Raw genomic sequence first — 17444 nt, forward strand, 5'->3', positions numbered from 1 at the left:
CACGCGGGCCACAGAATCGTCCGCGCCCGGGGCGCGCGGCCACCCGAGGCCGGTTCGGACGCGGTGGGTACGAGGGACGGAGGACTACCAGTGCAGGTCGTGACACGTCACACCCCGGGGTACGGGGTGGCGCGGCTGGTGCTCGGCGGTGGTGAGCAGGCCCTGGCGGAGGTGGGAACCATGATGGCGACCAGCTTCGGCGTGGCCGTGGAGTCGCGCCGGGTCGCCACCGGTCGGGGCCCGGGACGGGGGTTGCGCGGTGGCGGCACCCAGGCCACCGGTTTCACCGCTCCGCCCCCCGGTGGGTGGGTGGACGTGGCGCCCAACCAGGCCGGGGACCTCTACATCGTGGAACTGGACGGGCGTTCCGGGTGGTGCGTTCGGGCCCGGTCCTGGCTCGCCGTCGCCGGCACGGTGGTCTTCGACCGGGACTGGCCTGGCCTGCGCTCCCTGCTCGGCTCGGACGAGGGGTTCCTCACGCACGCCGGCGGGCACGGCCCGCTCGTCCTGTCCTGCCACGGCAGCCTGGACGTGGTGAACCTCAAGGCGGGGGAGGTGATCACGCTCAACGCGGGACACGTGCTCGGGTACCGGGACGACACCAGGGTGCGGCTCCGCGCGCTCGACCAACTGGGGGAGCAGTCGGTGCGGACCGGCGCGGGGCTGCTCCTCGACGTCGTGGGGCCGGCCCGCGTGCTCACCCAGACGCGGGTTGCCCGTACCGTGAGGACCTGAGGAGCAGGTGGTTCCCGTCGTCTCTTTCCGCGCCCGGTGGCCGCGGGATCGGTGAAGCGCCTGTGAACGGGTATCACCGAGCGTTAGGCTGCGAGTCGTGTCGGAGGACCTCACCGGAAGCCGATTGGGGCACTACCGGATCAACGGTGTGCTCGGCCGAGGTGGCATGAGCGTCATGTACCGCGCCACGGACGAGCGCCTCGGCCGCAAGGTGGCGCTCAAGGTGATCGCGGAGCACCTGTCCGGGGACGCGGAGTTCCGCGAACGCTTCGTCGACGAGGCGCGGAACACCTCGGCGATCGACCACCCCAACGTCGTGCCGCTGTACGACTTCGGTGAGGTGGACGGCCTCCTCTTCATCGCGATGCGGCTGGTCGACGGGGCCGACATGGCGACGCTCATCAAGGACGGCCCGCTGGCACCGCAGCGAGCGCTCGCCCTGCTCGGGCAGGTCGCCGAGGCGCTGGACATGCTGCACGACCGGGGTCTGGTGCACCTGGACATCAAGCCGGCGAACGTGCTCGTCACCAGCAAGGAGTCCAGTGAGGAGCATGTCTACCTCGCCGACTTCGGGCTCACCCGGCGCGGCGCGACCGGCCACCGCACCCAGGGCGGGGACTTCCTCGGATCGCCGACCTACGCCGCCCCCGAGCACCTGCGCGGGGAACCGGTCGACCCGAGGACGGACGCCTACTCGTTGGCGTGCGTGCTCTTCGCCTGCCTGACCGGGCGCCCGCCGTACCGGGGGCAGGTCCCGCAGGTGATCGAGGGTCACCTGGGTCGCGAGGTTCCCGCCGTCAGCTCGGTCGTCGCCCTCCCGCCGGCCATCGACGAGGTCCTGCGCCGGGGGATGGCCAAGGTCCCCGGACAGCGGTACGCGAACTGCCGGGAACTCGTGGCCGCCGCGAGGACGGCGCTGGCGGGCGTCGCCCAGCCCGACCACCCCGCTCCGCCGGTGGGCCGCGAGACCGCGCCAGGACCGGGCACGCCGGCCGCTGGCTGGGCGCGCCCTGCGGTGCCGACGGGGCCGCCGTCCAGCCCCACCGGTCTGCCCCGTCAGAGCCCCGCTGGTCTCGCCGAGCCCATGCGCTTGCGGCCGCCCTCGCCGGCGCAGTCCGCGTCGTCGTTCGCCTCCAGCGGTGGGGGTGGCAACCGTTGGGTGTTGCCGCTGATGGCCTTGGCGGCGTTGGTCGCGGTCGTCGTGCTGGTCGTCGTCATCGTCAACTCCTGACACCCTCCAGCCCCCGAGGGCGCCGGCACGAGAAATCCCGAGGGTTCCCGCCGGCCTCGTTCCGGGTCGTGCCTGGTCACGGCGGGGGTGTCCTCGCGGGCGTGTGGCGCGCCCTCTCGTTGTCGCTTGCACTCATCGCCGCAGAGTGCTAAACACGGAACTGGCACTCGCTACTGGTGAGTGCCAAGGCCGGGACGGTGAGGCTGGCAAGGGGCCCCGCATGGAGGGGCAGACCGGTCAGTCGTCCGTCGCGGGCACCGAGCCTGGCCCATTACGTGTCCTGCTGTGGGTACCCACGTTCCCGCAGCGCCCAATCGCCGGAGGACAACACCGCAATGGCCAAGTTGATTGCGTTCGACGAGGACGCGCGCCGCGGTCTCGAGCGTGGTATGAACACCCTCGCCGATGCTGTCAAGGTGACGCTCGGCCCGAAGGGTCGCAACGTCGTCCTGGAGAAGAAGTGGGGCGCCCCCACGATCACGAACGACGGTGTCTCGATCGCCAAGGAGATCGAGCTCGAGGACCCGTGGGAGAAGATCGGCGCCGAGCTCGTCAAAGAGGTAGCCAAGAAGACGGACGACGTCGCGGGTGACGGCACCACGACCGCGACCGTGCTGGCTCAGGCCCTGGTGCGCGAGGGTCTGCGCAACGTTGCCGCCGGCGCGAGCCCGCTGAGCCTGAAGCGCGGCATCGAGAAGGCCGTCGACGCCGTGGCCGAGCAGCTCCTGAAGGCCGCCAAGGAGGTCGAGACCAAGGAGCAGATCGCCGCCACCGCCGGCATCTCCGCCGCCGACTCCAGCATCGGTGAGCTGATCGCCGAGGCCCTCGACAAGGTGGGCAAGGAAGGCGTCATCACCGTCGAGGAGAGCAACGCCTTCGGCCTCGAGCTGGAGCTCACCGAGGGCATGCGCTTCGACAAGGGCTACATCTCGGGTTACTTCGTGACCGACACCGACCGCCAGGAGGCGGTCCTGGAGGACCCGTACATCCTCCTGTTCGGTTCGAAGATCTCCAACGTCAAGGACCTGCTCCCGCTGCTGGAGAAGGTCATGCAGGCCGGCAAGCCGCTGCTGATCATCTGTGAGGACGTCGAGGGCGAGGCGCTGGCCACCCTGGTCGTCAACAAGATCCGCGGCACCTTCAAGTCGGTCGCGGTCAAGGCCCCCGGCTTCGGCGACCGCCGCAAGGCGATCCTCCAGGACATCGCCATCCTCACCGGTGGCCAGGTCATCAGCGAGGACGTGGGCCTCAAGCTGGAGAACGCCGACCTGTCCCTGCTCGGCCAGGCCCGCAAGGTCGTCGTCACCAAGGACGAGACGACCATCGTCGAGGGCTCCGGTGACACCGAGCAGATCGCCGGTCGCGTCAGCCAGATCCGCAGCGAGATCGACCGCAGCGACTCCGACTACGACCGGGAGAAGCTGCAGGAGCGGCTGGCCAAGCTCGCCGGCGGCGTCGCGGTCATCAAGGTCGGCGCGGCCACCGAGGTCGAGCTGAAGGAGCGCAAGCACCGCATCGAGGACGCGGTGCGCAACGCCAAGGCCGCCGTGGAGGAGGGCATCGTCGCCGGTGGTGGCGTGGCCCTGCTGCAGGCCGCCGAGGCCGCCTTCGCGGACCTGGTGCTGGACGCCGACGAGGCCACCGGCGCCAACATCGTCAAGGTCGCCGTCGAGGCCCCCCTCAAGCAGATCGCGGTGAACGCCGGTCTCGAGGGCGGCGTCGTGGTCGAGAAGGTCAAGGGCCTGAAGGCCGGCGAGGGTCTGGACGCCGCCAGCGGCTCCTACAAGGACCTCGTCGAGGCCGGTATCACCGACCCGGTGAAGGTGACCCGTTCCGCGCTGCAGAACGCCGCCTCCATCGCCGGTCTGTTCCTGACCACGGAGGCCGTCGTGGCCGACAAGCCGGAGAAGGAGAAGGCCCCGGCCGCTCCCGACGCCGGCGGGATGGACTTCTGAGCCGTTCCACGACCGCTGGTCGACAAGGGGCCGGTCCGCGTCTCGCGGGCCGGCCCCTTCGCCGTGTTCCGGGACCGGGGGAGGCGGTGACCGGGTGGGGCGTCCGACCGGGCCGCGCACGGGAGTGCTCGCTGACCGCTCGCGGCGGGAGGACCCGAGCTGGTGTGGTGCCGGTGTCCTCCCAGTGCCGGTGGCGGCGGTCGTCAGTCGGTGCCCCGCTCCGGCACGAGGAGGCAACAGCCCAGGTAGAGCACGACGGCGATACCGAAGCTCGCCAGCGTGAGCACCAGGAAACCCACCCGTACCAGGGGGGTGTCGACGCCGGTCAGGTCGGAGATCCCGCCGCAGACCCCGCCGAGCATCCGGTCAGTGGTGCTCCTGCGGAACCGGCGTCGGATCCTGCTGGTGAAGTTCCCGTCAGCCATGCCACCACTCTGGCCGGGGCGCGTCGCCGATCCATCGGGGATGGCCCCGATCCCGCCCCTTGACCCCGTCCGAGGCGGATCCGGGGAACCGCCTGGTGGGGGGCCGTCCGTCATGGCGTGAGGTCGGCACCGGGCGAGGTCGAGCGGGGTGCCCCGCCCTGTCGGGGAGCGAGGCGTCCGTTCCCCGGTGGAACATGGCGGGCGAACTGGAATTCCTCGGCCGGGTCCGACGACCAGGTCAAGGTCCGCGCACGACCACGCCGAGCACCCGCCGGCCACCGCACCCCACGCCGACAACCCGCGCGACAACCACAACCCCTCCGGTGCCCTGGGTGGCGCGTCGATCTCCGGCCACGGGTTCTCCGCCCAGTTCCCGGAGCTGCTGGCCAACGCCCACTCGTCAGCCGGGGCAGGGCGGTGCTGGGCGTCGAACCCCGGTCTGGGTGCTCCTCGACGCCTGAGGGGGTCCTCAGAGCAGACGGCCCGGTCTCGTCGCCTCGATGTGCCGAAGGCCCGTTCGCAGGTGACCGATCAGCTCGGTGGTCTGGCGGGGGGTGAAGGCGACGGTGATGGGGCTGCCCTCGATGCGCAGCGACAGCGTCATGTCGTTCCCGTCGGGTTCGACGACGAGGGTGACCGGCCCCTCGGTCTCGTGCCGGCACGCCACTCCGAAGCGCATCTCCGTGCTGAGCGCCTCGATCAGGTGGAAGAGGCCGCGCCACTCCAGGGTGACCGCGAACTTCGCCGTGGAGGCGAGCCGGAGATGCAGGCGGTTCCTGTCCTCGCTCAACTCGATCTGGTTCGTGCACGCCCCGTAGACAGCGTCGGTGCCGGCCACCCGTCGGTAGAAGTAGAAGCTGCGCGTCGCCGGCATCGGGTTCACCTCGCTGGTCACCCTCGGTTGCGGGCGACGGGTTGGCGCCAGTCGGTTAGGCCGTATGGGTGGTTTCAGCGTACAAAAAAATCGATCACCGGGAGATGAGGCTACCTAGAGTATTTGTAAGCGCTGTCCGAGGGACACCCGTACGGTTGGTGATGCCGGTTCTCGCCTTCAGGGCGTGACCGCTGGTGGCCCGACTGGGGCCACCTGCCGTGTGGGTGTCGGCTGGAGGACTGAGATGCGCTACCGGGTGCCGACGCTGGCACTTGCCCTGTCCCTGCTCGCGGCCGGTTGCACCGGGGGTTCACCGGTGGTGGCCCGGCCTCCCGAGCTGGACGCCGCCGGGGCCGGAGCGGCCCAGGCACCCGACGACACGTTCGTGTTGGTGGCCACCGGCGACGTCCTCGTCCACCCGGCGTTGACCGAGCAGGCGGAGCTGGACGCCGCGGAGACGGGCGAGGGGGAGCGGGACTTCCGGCCCCTGTTCGCCGGGGTCGCTCCCCTCGTGGAGGACGCCGACGTGGCACTGTGCCACCTGGAGGTGCCGATCGCGCCCGCCGAGGGCCCGTTCCTCGGCTGGCCCAGGTTCAGCGCGCCACCGGAGGTCGTCACGGGACTCGCCGCCACCGGCTACGACGTCTGCACCACCGCCTCCAACCACACGGTCGACCAGGGCGAGGAGGGGGTCATCCGCACCCTGGAAGCCCTGGATGACGCCGGGCTCGGCCAGGCGGGAGCCGCCAGGACCGAGGAGGAGGCCCTCACCCCGCTCGTCCGCGAGGTGAACGGCGCGCGAGTCGCGCACATCTCCCACACCTTCAGCTTCAACGGAGTGCCCCTCCCCGAGGGCAAGCCCTGGATGTCCAACACGCTCGACCCGGAGGAGATCCTCGCCGGGGCCCGCCGAGCCAGGGAGGCCGGCGCCGAGGTCGTGGTCGCCAGCCTGCACTGGGGTGTGGAGTACGTGCACGAGCCGACCCAGGAACAGCAGGACCTCGCCGAGCTGTTGCTGGCCGACGACGCGATCGACCTGATCATCGGTCACCACGCCCACTCCGTGCAGCCGTTCGAGCGGATCAACGGCAAGTGGGTCACCTACGGGCTCGGCAACCACGTGGCCAGGCACGCGGAGCCGCGCGGCATCACCGAGGAGGGCGTGGCCGCGCGCTTCACCTTCGAGCGGGACGAGGCGGGCGACTGGGCGGTCACCGTCGCGGAGTACGTGCCGACGCTGGTCGAACTCGGCCCACCGATCCGCCTGGTGGATCTCACCACCGCCGACATCGAGGCCCCCGGTCGGGCCGAGGCGCTGGCGCGGACCGAGGAGGTCGTCCTCAGCCGGGGAGGGGCCGAGCACGGCCTCACCCGCTACGCCGGCTGAGCCCCCGGCCCCCGGCGGCACAGCCCCCGAACCTGGTGCCGGGGCCGCCCCAGGCCGGAGAGCGGCGGCTCCCCCGGTGCCACCGCCCCGCGCGTGGCCGACATCGGCCACGCGCGCAACCCCCACACCGCACGGCCTGTGTTGATGAGGACACCAGAAGTCAACCAGGAAGTGAGCTCATGGGCTTACCAAGATCGAGGATCGCCACCCTGGCCGCCCTGTGCCTGCTCGGCGCCGCGTTGGGGCCGGCCACGGCGGCGGCGTCACCGGACCGAGCGGCGGCGGCCGCCGACCCGCCTGCGACCGGGAGCCCGAGGGACGACGTCCCCGCTCGGGTGACCCTGGTCACCGGCGACCAGGTCTTCGTGCGCCGTGACGACGACGGTGCGCTCGCGGTCACCGGGGTCCGGATGGCCGAGGGCCGGTCGGACGTCGGGTACACCCGGGTGCGGCTCGACGGTCAGGAGTACGTCTACCCGCTCGACGCGCTCCCCCTCGTCGCGGCGGACCGGATCGACGAACGGCTGTTCAACGTCTCCCTCCTCGTCGACCAGGGCTTCGACGACCTCAGGTCTCCCGACCTCTCCCTGCTCGCCACGGGCGCGGACGTGGTCGGGACCTTCGCGGAGCCGGGGGAGGGCGCCGGGGTCGCCGTGACGAGGACGGTGCCCGGCCTGGACGTCAGCGCGCTCACGGCCCCCAAGGAGGACGCGGCCGCGTTCTGGGAGGAGATCCGCGACCCGGACCCCGGCGCCACCGAGTTCGCCCACGCCTCCGGTGGGCAGAAGCTCTGGCTGAACCAGCGGCTCCGGCCCACCCTCGTCGACAGCGTCGCGCACGTGGGCGCTGCGACCGCCTGGGAGGCCGGGCACACCGGGGAAGGCGTCACCGTGGCCGTCCTCGACACCGGGTACGACCCGGAGCACCCCGACCTGGTGGGCAACGTGGCGGGGGCGGAGAACTTCGTCGACCCGGATGCCCCTCCCGGCGACGTTGTGGGGCACGGAACCCACGTCGCCGCCACCATCGCCGGGTCGGGAGCGGCCTCGGACGGCGCCTACCGGGGCGTCGCGCCGGACGCGGACCTGCTGCACGGGACGGTCTGCGACGACTACGGCTGCCCCGAGGACGCGATCCTCGCCGGGATGCGCTGGGCAGTCGACTCGGGCGCCCGGGTCGTCAACCTCAGCCTCGGAGGTGGGCCGTCCGACGGCACCGATCCCCTCGCCCAGGCCATCAACCAGCTCACCGAGGAGACCGGTGCCCTCTTCGTGGTGGCCGCGGGCAACTTCGGGCAGGACCGGGCCGTCGCCTCTCCCGGCAGCGCGGACGCCGCGTTGACCGTGGGCGCGAGCACGAAGAGCGACGAGCTCGCCGACTTCTCCAGCAGGGGCCCGCGCGTCGGGGACGCCGCCGTCAAGCCGGAGATCAGCGCGCCAGGTGAGTCGATCGGCGCGGCCAGAGCCGCCGGTACCGGTGGGTTGGACGGCCTCGACGAGCACCACGTGGCCATGTCGGGCACGTCGATGGCCGCCCCGCACGTCGCGGGGGCGGCGGCGGTGCTGGCCCAGGCGCACCCGGAGTGGGACGCGGCTGAGCTGAAGGCCGCCCTGGTCAGCACGGCTCGGGAGATCGGGGGGACCACCGTCTACGGGCAGGGGGCCGGACGGCTCGACCTGGCCAGGGCCAGCGGACAGCGGGTCCACGCCGAACCGGGTGCGGTGTCCTTCGGCTCGGTCGAGTGGCCGGTCGACGAGGAGCGGACCCCGGCGGCGAAGACCGTCGTCCTGCGCAACGGTGGTGCTGGGCCGGTCGACCTGGAGCTGGACATCGTCGGCGTGGGTGGCGAGCCGCCAGCCGGGATGTTCGGGCTCTCCTCCGACTCGGTGACCGTGCCGGCCGGCGGCGAGGTGCCCGTCGAGGTGACCGTGGACCACGCGGCAGCGGGTCCGGGCGGGACCCTGGCCAGCGCGGCCCTGGTCGCCGAGGGCGACGGGGACGTGCTGGTCCGGGTCGCGCTGGGCGCGGAGGTCACGCCGGAGACCAGCTCGCTCCGCGTCGAGGCGACCGCGTACTCGGGCCAGCCGGCCGCCCTCAGCCTGAACCTCGTCCAGAGCCGCACCACCGGGGAGGCGTGGGCGACGTACCGGGATGAGGCGGTGGCCCTCCCACCCGGTGACTACCGGGTGCTGACCCTCGCCCTCGACCTCTACACCCCGCCGGGCGGTGGGGCGGGGGCCTACTGGGACCGGGTGTTCGGCATGCGGGAGGTGAGCGTCGGCACGCGGGACGAGGTCCTCCGGTTCGACGGCACCGCCGCCTCGGACGTCCGGGTCCGGGTCGAGGACCCCGCCGCTCGTCCCCTCGGCGGGATGTTCGCCGAGACCGGGATCATCTCGGAGGCCGTGGCCGATGGCGACTCCGTGCTGATGAGCTGGTCGACCAACGGCCGCGAGCACGTCCTGCCCAGCGGGCCGGCCGACGGCCTCGCGCTGTTCCACACCGCCCACTTCGGCAGCCCTGAGCTGTTGTTCTCGGTGGGAGACGAGGACGCCCTCGAACTCCAGCCGCAGATCTTCGGCCTCGGCGAGCTCCAGGAGCCGCTGAGCGCCCCGCTCGTGGACGTGGGGGATGGCGCCGAGCTCCCGGACGTCGACGGGGCGGTCGCGGTGCTGGACCTGCCGGACGCCGGGTACGACGCGCTCGCGGAACGCATCGGGGAACTCGTCGCCGCCGGGGCGAGCGCGGTGTGGACCACCGGCTACGCCGAACCCGGGTCGAACTGGGACATCCCGGTGCTGGGCGGGTACGGCGTGGAACTGTTCCAGATCCGGGAGCGCATCGCCGCCGGAGCGGACGAGGCGACCCTCACCCCGCGTGACACGTCGGCCGCCGCCTACCTGCTGCACGACGAGGTGCGGGGCGGGCTGCCCGACGGCCACGAGTGGTCCTACACCCCGGACGATCTCGTCGAACTGGCGCTGCGGGCGCACTCCGTGCGGGACGCGGAGCACCGGACCAGCGTGGTGGCCATCCACGAGCGGGGCGACCTCGTGTTCGGCGCGGAGGCCACCGTGCCGGCGGGCACCGAACAGCGCGCCTTCGTCACCCCGGGGCCGTGGTCCTTCGAGTACTCGGTCAGCACCGACATCATGGATCCGGTCGGGGTCCACATCACCGGCACCGAGGACTACCAGCCGGGCGGCTCGTACGCGCTCGACCTGCTGCGCGGCCCGTTCGGTCCTCGCCTGACCGGAGTCGGTACCGACCCGTTCACCGGACGGGAGGTGCCCTTCGTGGCGAGGACCGGGGACAGCCTCCGGGTGAACCTCCCGATGCTCCAGGGCCAGGACACCGGCGCCCGGGGGATGGTCTTCCCGAACGACTACACGGGGGAGACCGTCCTGAGTTCGGCCGGCACCCAGGTGGGTCGCAACGACTTCCCCGGGATGGGCACCTTCCTGCTCGACCCGGAGGAACGGGAGTACCGGCTGGCGGTCAGCGCCACGCGGGACCTCCCCGGGATCGCGGTGGGCACCGAGGTGCGGAGCGAGTGGACCTTCCCCAGCGCGCGCACCGGGGACACCACGCCGTTCCCGCTCCTCGGGTTCGCCTACCGGATCCCGCTCGACCTGGAGAACGCCGCACCGGCCGGCGCCGAGTTCACCTTCGGCCTCGGCGTCCACCGGCAGGAGGGGTCGGACGGGGAGGGCACGGTCGGAACGCCGTCCGTCGAGTACTCGGCGGACGGCGGGGAGACCTGGTCGGCGGCCCTGGTCGAGGCAGACGGCCCCGAATGGCTGGTCAGCCTCCGGAATCCCGGATCGGGCGTGGTCGCCCTGCGCACCACGGCCAGCGACGGGGGCGTGACGTACACGGAGACCCTGCCTGACGCGTACCGGCTGCGCTGAGCCGGTGCCCCCGCCCGCCGCGCCCTCGGCGGGCGGGGGTGCGTCGGCTGCCCGCCGCGATCAGCGTCGCCGGGACTCCTCGGCCAGCGCGGCGACGCGGCCGAGCCGGTCGACCCACCACCGCGCCGTGGACGCGTCGGCCCAGGGGAACTCGGCGTCCGCTGGTCCCACCTCCGGGGAAGCGCGGGGCACCGGCAGCCACCCGCCGGCCGGGACGGGGCCGTCCGAGGTGACGTCCGAGGTCAGCAGGGAGCCGGTGCCGAGCCCGCAGGCGAAGTCCAGCTCGGGGAGCGCGCCAGCCAGCGCGACCCCGGCGGACAGGCCAACGCCGCTCTCCAGGGCGGAGGACACCACGCAGGGCAGTCCGCAGGCCTCCGCCACCGCGAGCGCCGCCCGCACGCCGCCCAGCGGGGCGACCTTGAGCACCGCCACGTCGGCGGCACCGGCCACCGCCACCGCGAGCGGGTCGGCCGCCCGGCGGATCGACTCGTCCGCCGCGATCCGCACCCCCCGCTCCACGACCCGACCGCGCACCTCGGCGAGCTCCGAGACGGTGCGGCACGGCTGTTCCACGTACTCCAGGCCGCCGGCCGCGCGGTCGAGGACGGCGATGGCCCCGACGGCCGCGTCGACCTCCCAGGCGGCGTTGGCGTCCACCCTGATCGCTCCCGCCGGCCCCAGGGCGTCGCGCACCGCCGCCAGCCGGTCCGCGTCCTCGGCGAGGGACGACCGGGGGTCGGCGACCTTGACCTTCGCCGTCCGGCACCCGGAGGCCCGGACCAGCCGGTGCGCCTCCGCCGGGGGCACCACCGGAACCGTGCAGTTGACGGGCACCCGCTCGCGCAGCGGCCCCGGCCACCCCGAGGTGGCCGCCTCGACCGCGCTGAGCAGCCACGGGACGCACTCCTCGTCCCCGTATTCCCGGAAGGGGGAGAACTCGCCCCAACCGGCGGGGCCGCGCAGCAGGACGCCCTCGCGGACCGTGATGTCCCGGAACCGGGTCCGCATCGGGATGGCGTAGACCCTGGCCAGCAGGTCGTCGACGGCACCAGGAACGCGGACGGCCGTGCCGCCGGTCGTCACCCCACCTCCGGCAGTGCCGGGCCGAGCAGGTCGTCGGCGTCCACGATCCGGTAGGCGTAGCCCTGTTCGGCGAGGAAGCGCTGCCGGTGCGCCGCGTAGTCGGTGTCCAGGGTGTCCCGGCTGACCACGGAGTAGAAGTGCGCCTGCCGCCCGTCACCCTTCGGTCGCATCACCCGGCCGAGGCGTTGCGCCTCCTCCTGCCTCGACCCGAAGGTCCCCGACACCTGCACCGCGATGCTCGCCTCGGGCAGGTCGATGGAGAAGTTGGCGACCTTGGACACCACCAGCGTGCGCAACTCGCCACGACGGAAGGCGTCGAACAACGCCTCCCGCTCCTTGTTCTTGGTCGCGCCCTGGATGACGGGGGCGTCCAGGGCGGCTCCCAGTTCCTCCAGCTGGTCGAGGTAGGCGCCGATCACCAGGGCGGGCTCGGTGCCGTGCTGGTCGAGGATCGCCCTGACCACCGGGATCTTGGTGGCGGCGGTGGAGCACACCCGGTACCGCTCCTCGGCCTCCGCCGTCGCGTAGGTCAACCGTTCCGACTCGGTCAACGTCACCCGCACCTCGGTGCAGTCCGCCGGCGCGATCCAGCCCTGCGACTCGATGTCCTTCCACGGCGCGTCGTAGCGCTTCGGTCCGATCAGGGAGAACACGTCGCCCTCCCGCCCGTCCTCGCGGACCAGGGTGGCGGTCAGTCCGAGGCGACGGCGGGACTGGAGGTCGGCGGTCATCCGGAACACCGGAGCCGGCAGCAGGTGCACCTCGTCGTAGACGATCAGGCCCCAGTCCCGGGAGTCGAACAGCTCCAGGTGCCGGTACTCGCCCTTGCTCCTCCGGGTGATCACCTGGTACGTGGCGATGGTGACCGGTCGGATCTCCTTGCGTTCCCCCGAGTACTCGCCGATCTCCTCCTCGGTCAGGGAGGTGCGGGCGATCAGTTCACGCTTCCACTGCCTCCCGGCGACCGTGTTGGTGACGAGGATGAGGGTGGTGGACTTCGCCCGGTCCATCGCGGCCGCTCCGACCAGGGTCTTGCCAGCCCCGCACGGCAACACCACCACGCCCGAGCCGCCCGCCCAGAAGGCGTCCGCGGCCTGCCGCTGGTAGTCGCGCAGCTCCCAGCCGTCCTCCTCCAGGGTGATGGGATGCGCCTCCCCGTCGACGTAGCCGGCGAGGTCCTCCGCCGGCCACCCGACACCGAGCAGCACCTGCTTGAGCCGGCCGCGCTCACTCGGGTGCACCACGACGGTGTCATCGTCGATGCGGGCACCGAGCATCGGCGCGATCTTCTTGTTCCGCCGCACCTCCTCCAGCACGGCGCGGTCGAAGGAGACCAGCACCAGCCCGTGCACCGGGCTGTTCGTGAGCTGGAGCCGGCCGAATCGGCCCATCGTGTCGACGACGTCGACCAGCAGCGGCTGCGGGACCGGGTACCGCGAGAAGCGGACCAGGACGTCGACCACCTGCTCGGCGTCGTGTCCCGCCGCCCTGGCGTTCCACAGCGCGAGCGGGGTGATCCGGTAGGTGTGCACGTGCTCGGGGGCACGTTCGAGTTCGGCGAACGGCGCGATCGCCAGTCTGGCCTCCTGCGCCTGCTCGTGGTCGACCTCGAGCAGCAGCGTCTTGTCGGACTGGACGATCAGTGGACCATCGGTCACGGATTCAGCGCTCCTTCCGCTGGCTGGGCCGTCCACCAGTGTCCCACCGGCGGAGGGGTGCTCGGGCCGGGTGAGGGCGCGGGCCGGTGGGCGGGACGTGGCGAGGGGTGACCGGGTCGCGCGCTCGGGGAGGACGCGGAACGGGGCGCCCCGGCGGTGCCGGGACGCCCCGTTCGGGCCGACGACGGGTTCAGCGCGGTCGCTGGACGGTGACGCCGCGCTTCTTCTTGGTCTTCATGTGCTTCTTGCGGCCCTTGCCGCCGGCGCCGTTGCGGCGGTTCTTCGGGGCCGTCACGGTCCGCTGGCCCTTCGGGGTCCCACCATCGGCGACGTGGACGCCCTGGTCGCCCGTCCCGGCTGCCTCCGAGGTCACCTGGGGCGCGGAGCGCGTGGCCGGCTCCTTGCCGTGCAGCAGCCGGGCCACCTCGCTCCGGAGGGAGACGAACGCGTCGGACTCGCGGGTGGTGATCTGGTCCCGCACCGGGGGCAGGTCGACGGGCAGCTCGGCCACCACCGTCGCGGGGGGCTTGGACAGCACCAGCACCCGGTCTCCCAGGTACACGCTCTCGTCGATGTCGTGGGTGACCAGGAGCACCGTGGCGTTCAGCTCACGCCGGACCCGCAGCAGCAGGTCCTCCAGCTCGAAGCGGGTCTGGGCGTCCACGGAGGCGAACGGTTCGTCCATCAGCAGCAGGGAGGGCCGGCAGGCCAGCGCCCGCGCGATCGACACCCGCTGCTGCATCCCACCCGACAGCTGCCAGGGGTACTTCTTGCCGGCCTTGCCGAGGCCCACCCACTCCAGGGCCTCGGCGGCCCGGCTGGCCCGGTCGTCGGCGGACACCCCGCGTGAGCGCAGGGGGAACTCGACGTTGTCCCGCACGGTGAGCCAGGGGAAGAGCGAGCGGCTGTAGTCCTGGAACACCACGGCCAGGTCCTCCGGCACCCCGGCGACGGTCTCGCCCTTGAGCCGGACGGTCCCGCCGGTGGGGGTGTGCAGGCCGGCGATGGCCCGCAGGAGGGTGGACTTCCCGCAGCCGGACGGGCCGACGATGCAGGTCAGCTCCCCGGTCTCCACGGTGAAGGACAGGTCGGAGATCGCCGTGTAGGCCGTGTCACCCGATCCGTAGGTGTGGCCGAGGTCGGAGACCTCCAGCATGGTCGTCATCGTCATCCTCCTGCCTTGGCCGTCGCGGGGGCGGCCTCACGCTTGGGTTGCCAGCCGAGCATCCGCCGCTCCAGCGCGAGCAGCGCGTTGTTGAGCAGGTAGCCGAGCGCCCCGAGCAGCACCAACCAGGCCCACATCGTGTCGAAGGAGAAGGTGTTCTGCGACAGCTGGATGCGGTAGCCGATGCCGTGGTTGGACGAGACGAGCTCGGACATCACCATGAGGATCAGCGAGATGGCCAGGCTGGTCCGCAGCCCGGCGAAGATCTTGGGCAGGGCCGCCGGGAAGACGACCATCCTGATCCACTCGGTCCGGGAGATCCGGAAGGACCGCGCGGTGTCGGTCTTGACCCGGTCGACGGACCGGGCGCCGTCCACGCTGTTGAGCAGGACCGGCCACAGCGCGCCGAAGACGATGGTGGCGATCTGCATCTGGGCGCCGATGCCGAAGGCGACCATGAACACGGGGATCAGCGCCGGGGGCGGTACGGACCGCAGGAACGTCACCAGCGGGTTCAGGTACTCGTAGGCGATCCTGGACCGGCCGAGCGCGAGCCCGAGCGAGATGCCCACCACCGCGGTGATCAACCAGCCGCCCAGCGCCCTGGCGAGGCTGGGCAGGATGTCCTCGTAGACGGTGTCGGCGAGGAAGAGCTGGGTGGGCTCGGCCACGAACCACAGCTCGGCGCAGAACTGGACGATCTTCGACGGGGGTGGGAAGAAGACGCTGTCGGAGATGCGGGTGACGATCTCCCACACGACCACCGCGCCGGCGAACACGAGCCAGCGTTCGAGGAAGCCGAGGGCCCGGCGTCGCGGTTGCTCGCTCATCGGGCCTCCTGGGCGATCTCGTTCCAGCCGAAGAGCCGCCGTTGCAGCCATTCGAGCCCGTAGTTGCTGAGCAGACCGATGACCCCGGCGACCAGCGTGCCGGCGAGCACCAGGTCCATCTGCCGGATGCCCTGGCTGACGCCGAGCATCCAGTACCCGATGCCGGCGGTGCCGCCGCCTCGGAGTTCGACGCTGATCACCAGGATCAGGGCGATGGACGCGGAGATGCGGACTCCGGTGAAGATGAAGGGCAGGGCGTTGGGCAGTGCCACCCTGGTCATGATCGCCGCTCGGCCGAGGCCGAAGGAGCGGGCGGTCTCGACGTACATCGGTTCGAGTTCGTCGAGCGCGTAGATGGTGTTGAACAGGATCGGCCAGAGCGCGCCGAAGACGGCCAGGCTGATCTTGGTTTCGGGGCCGTTGCCGATGAGCACGATCAGCAGCGGGATCAGGGCCACCGGTGGCACCGGCCGGATGAACTCGACCAGCACCTTGGTGGCCCGCCGGACGGCGGGGTAGCTGCCGAGCAGCAGGCCGAGGGGGACGGCGATCCCGGTGGCGACGGCGAGGGCGATCAGCCAGGCGAGGACGGTCGCGATGATCTCGCGGAGGAACTCCTCGGTCGCCAGGAGTTCTCCCAACCGCGCGAAGACCATCGAGACCGGGGGGAAGAGGTTCTGCGGCGCGAACCCGGCGTGCCCGGCGGCCTCCCAGAGGAGGAGGAAGCCGGCCACGCCGATCGCGCCCCTGAGCGCTGAACGCATGAGGTGTCAGTCCGTCGTGGTGTGATCAGTGAACGGCGATCAGTCCTCGGGGAGCGGGACGATCATGTCCTCCACGTCGATCGGCTCCTCGATGAAGGAGAACTGCGACATGAGGGTGGCCACCCGCTGGATGCGCTCGGCCTCCAGGGTGGTCGGGAAGGCGCCGAAGTTCAGGACGGAGACGATGTCCTCCTCGATGCCGGCGACCTCGGGCAGGATCTGCTCCAGCTCGCCCTGGTCCACCAGCGCTCCGGAGGCCCGCACCAGCGCGCGCTGGAACGCGGCCACGGTCCTCGGGTTCTCCTCCGCGAAGTCCGCGCTGACCACGTACCCGCCCAGTGGCCACTCGGCGGTCGGTCCTTCCGCGGCGTCCAGGACCTTGAACGCCCCGTACTCCATCGCGGCCTGGGTCAGGAACGGTTCCGGGAGGAGGGCGGCCTTGATGTCGCCGTTGGCCAGGGCCGTGGGCAGGTCGGGCATGGCCATCTGCTGCCAGTTGACGTCGTCGTAGGCGACGTCGACGCCGTTGGAGGTCATGGCGGAGATGGAGAGCAGGTCGGCGAGGCTGCGTTCGGCGTTGATGCCGATGCTGACGTCGGCGAGGTCCTCGGGCGTCTCGACCCCGGAGTCGGGCACCGTCATGATCGCCACGTTGTCCTCGAGGGCGGTGTACGCGTCCCCGACGATCTTGAGGTCGGCGATGCCGGAGGCCTGCGCGGCCATGAAGGCGACGTGGCTGCCGTAGGTGAAGTCGAGCGATCCCCCCGCGAGCGAGGCGATCGCCTCGGCGCCGCTGGTGGTGCGCTCCGTGGTGACGTTCAGGCCCTCGTCGGCGAAGTAGCCGTTCTCGTCGGCGTAGAAGATGGGCGCCACGTCGATGATCGGGTTGTAACCGATCGTGATGTCCGACTTCTCAACCTGGCCCCCGCCCTCGGCGGCGCTCTCGTCCGCTCCGCTGGACCCGTCGAGCAGGCCGCAGCCGCTCAGCAGGGCAGTCAACGAGAGAGCGGTGCCCACCGCGGCCACCCGTACGGGCCGCGACGTGGGCGCCGTCCACCGGTTCGGTCGAACCATGTGATGCTCCTTGATGATGTGAGAGGACTTCGGCGAAAGTGGCGATTCGCCTGGCCGGCCGGGCGACAAGCGTCAGAGGCGTCACTATCCGTGCTCGGTTGATCGCCATTAGATCACTCGATTACTTCGCTTAGGTGAGCGAACGATCCCGTTTTGCGCTACTTCAAGTAACTTTCTGATCAACTTGCCAAATCGATAGTCCGACTGGTGGTACCCGCACTGCTCGAATGTCGGAGTGGTGCTTGCTCGGTCGCGGGGCGTGGTCGACGTCCGGGGGTGGATCTCCGGAGCGCGCTGACGTCGTGCCGTGGCCGAGGGGTGAGCGGATCGCGATCTTCCCGCATGTCGGAGT

The 17444-nt window shown here is 71.6% G+C and carries 13 protein-coding genes; 5 read left to right on the forward strand and 8 right to left on the reverse strand.

What is annotated here, in order from left to right; genetic code table 11:
* The first annotated feature begins 90 nt into the window (after positions 1 to 90).
* The 3 genes from ACOJVX_RS01925 to groL all read left to right on the forward strand — a co-directional run bounded on the left by ACOJVX_RS01925 (position 91) and on the right by groL (position 3921).
* Positions 91 to 735 (forward strand): AIM24 family protein, encoded by a 645-nt coding sequence (locus ACOJVX_RS01925; protein WP_026417544.1) that lies wholly within the window; start codon positions 91 to 93, stop codon positions 733 to 735.
* A 97-nt stretch (positions 736 to 832) separates the two neighbouring features.
* Positions 833 to 1966 (forward strand): protein kinase domain-containing protein, encoded by a 1134-nt coding sequence (locus ACOJVX_RS01930; RefSeq protein ID WP_422647197.1) that lies wholly within the window; start codon positions 833 to 835, stop codon positions 1964 to 1966.
* A gap of 335 nt (positions 1967 to 2301) precedes the next feature.
* On the forward strand, positions 2302 to 3921 hold the full coding sequence (groL, locus tag ACOJVX_RS01935; protein ID WP_026417543.1) for a chaperonin GroEL: 1620 nt from the start codon (positions 2302 to 2304) through the stop codon (positions 3919 to 3921).
* Positions 3922 to 4124: 203 nt separating this feature from the next.
* On the opposite strand, the gene ACOJVX_RS01940 is transcribed toward groL, so the two are convergent.
* Together ACOJVX_RS01940 and ACOJVX_RS01945 are read right to left on the reverse strand one after the other, a co-directional pair.
* Entirely contained in the window at positions 4125 to 4346 is a 222-nt protein-coding gene (locus ACOJVX_RS01940; RefSeq protein WP_026417542.1) for a PspC domain-containing protein, read from the reverse strand.
* Positions 4347 to 4815: 469 nt separating this feature from the next.
* On the reverse strand, positions 4816 to 5220 hold the full coding sequence (locus ACOJVX_RS01945) for a hypothetical protein (RefSeq protein ID WP_418153871.1): 405 nt from the start codon (positions 5218 to 5220) through the stop codon (positions 4816 to 4818).
* Positions 5221 to 5464: 244 nt separating this feature from the next.
* Between ACOJVX_RS01945 and ACOJVX_RS01950 the strand changes: the two genes are divergently transcribed.
* Positions 5465 to 6607 (forward strand): CapA family protein, encoded by a 1143-nt coding sequence (locus ACOJVX_RS01950; protein WP_026417540.1) that lies wholly within the window; start codon positions 5465 to 5467, stop codon positions 6605 to 6607.
* A 179-nt stretch (positions 6608 to 6786) separates the two neighbouring features.
* Complete coding sequence (locus ACOJVX_RS01955; protein WP_422647198.1) at positions 6787 to 10518, forward strand: S8 family serine peptidase; 3732 nt, start codon at positions 6787 to 6789, stop codon at positions 10516 to 10518.
* Between the two features lie 60 nt (positions 10519 to 10578).
* Here the strand turns inward: ACOJVX_RS01955 and ACOJVX_RS01960 are convergent, their stop codons facing one another.
* The 6 genes from ACOJVX_RS01960 to ACOJVX_RS01985 all read right to left on the reverse strand — a co-directional run bounded on the left by ACOJVX_RS01960 (position 10579) and on the right by ACOJVX_RS01985 (position 17092).
* On the reverse strand, positions 10579 to 11601 hold the full coding sequence (locus ACOJVX_RS01960; RefSeq protein WP_418153869.1) for an o-succinylbenzoate synthase: 1023 nt from the start codon (positions 11599 to 11601) through the stop codon (positions 10579 to 10581).
* Positions 11598 to 13259 carry a DNA repair helicase XPB gene (locus ACOJVX_RS01965; RefSeq protein ID WP_422647199.1) on the reverse strand — a complete coding sequence of 554 codons (1662 nt, stop codon included), beginning with the start codon at positions 13257 to 13259 and terminating at the stop codon, positions 11598 to 11600. Before ACOJVX_RS01965 ends, ACOJVX_RS01960 begins: the two co-directional genes overlap by 4 nt.
* A 190-nt stretch (positions 13260 to 13449) precedes the next feature.
* A complete protein-coding gene (locus ACOJVX_RS01970) occupies positions 13450 to 14424 on the reverse strand; it encodes an ABC transporter ATP-binding protein (protein ID WP_030105170.1) in 975 nt (324 codons plus the stop codon).
* Between the two features lie 2 nt (positions 14425 to 14426).
* The gene (locus ACOJVX_RS01975) at positions 14427 to 15254 is read right to left on the reverse strand and encodes an ABC transporter permease (RefSeq protein ID WP_026417536.1); all 828 of its coding nucleotides are present in this window, start codon (positions 15252 to 15254) and stop codon (positions 14427 to 14429) included.
* Positions 15251 to 16018, reverse strand: coding sequence for an ABC transporter permease (locus ACOJVX_RS01980; RefSeq protein WP_026417535.1), 768 nt, complete (start codon positions 16016 to 16018; stop codon positions 15251 to 15253). Before ACOJVX_RS01980 ends, ACOJVX_RS01975 begins: the two co-directional genes overlap by 4 nt.
* Positions 16019 to 16057: 39 nt before the next feature.
* Positions 16058 to 17092, reverse strand: coding sequence for an ABC transporter substrate-binding protein (locus ACOJVX_RS01985; RefSeq protein WP_418153864.1), 1035 nt, complete (start codon positions 17090 to 17092; stop codon positions 16058 to 16060).
* Between the last annotated feature and the right edge of the window lie 352 nt (positions 17093 to 17444).

This window comes from Actinoalloteichus caeruleus, assembly GCF_049311605.1.
GTDB lineage: Bacteria > Actinomycetota > Actinomycetes > Mycobacteriales > Pseudonocardiaceae > Actinoalloteichus_B > Actinoalloteichus_B caeruleus.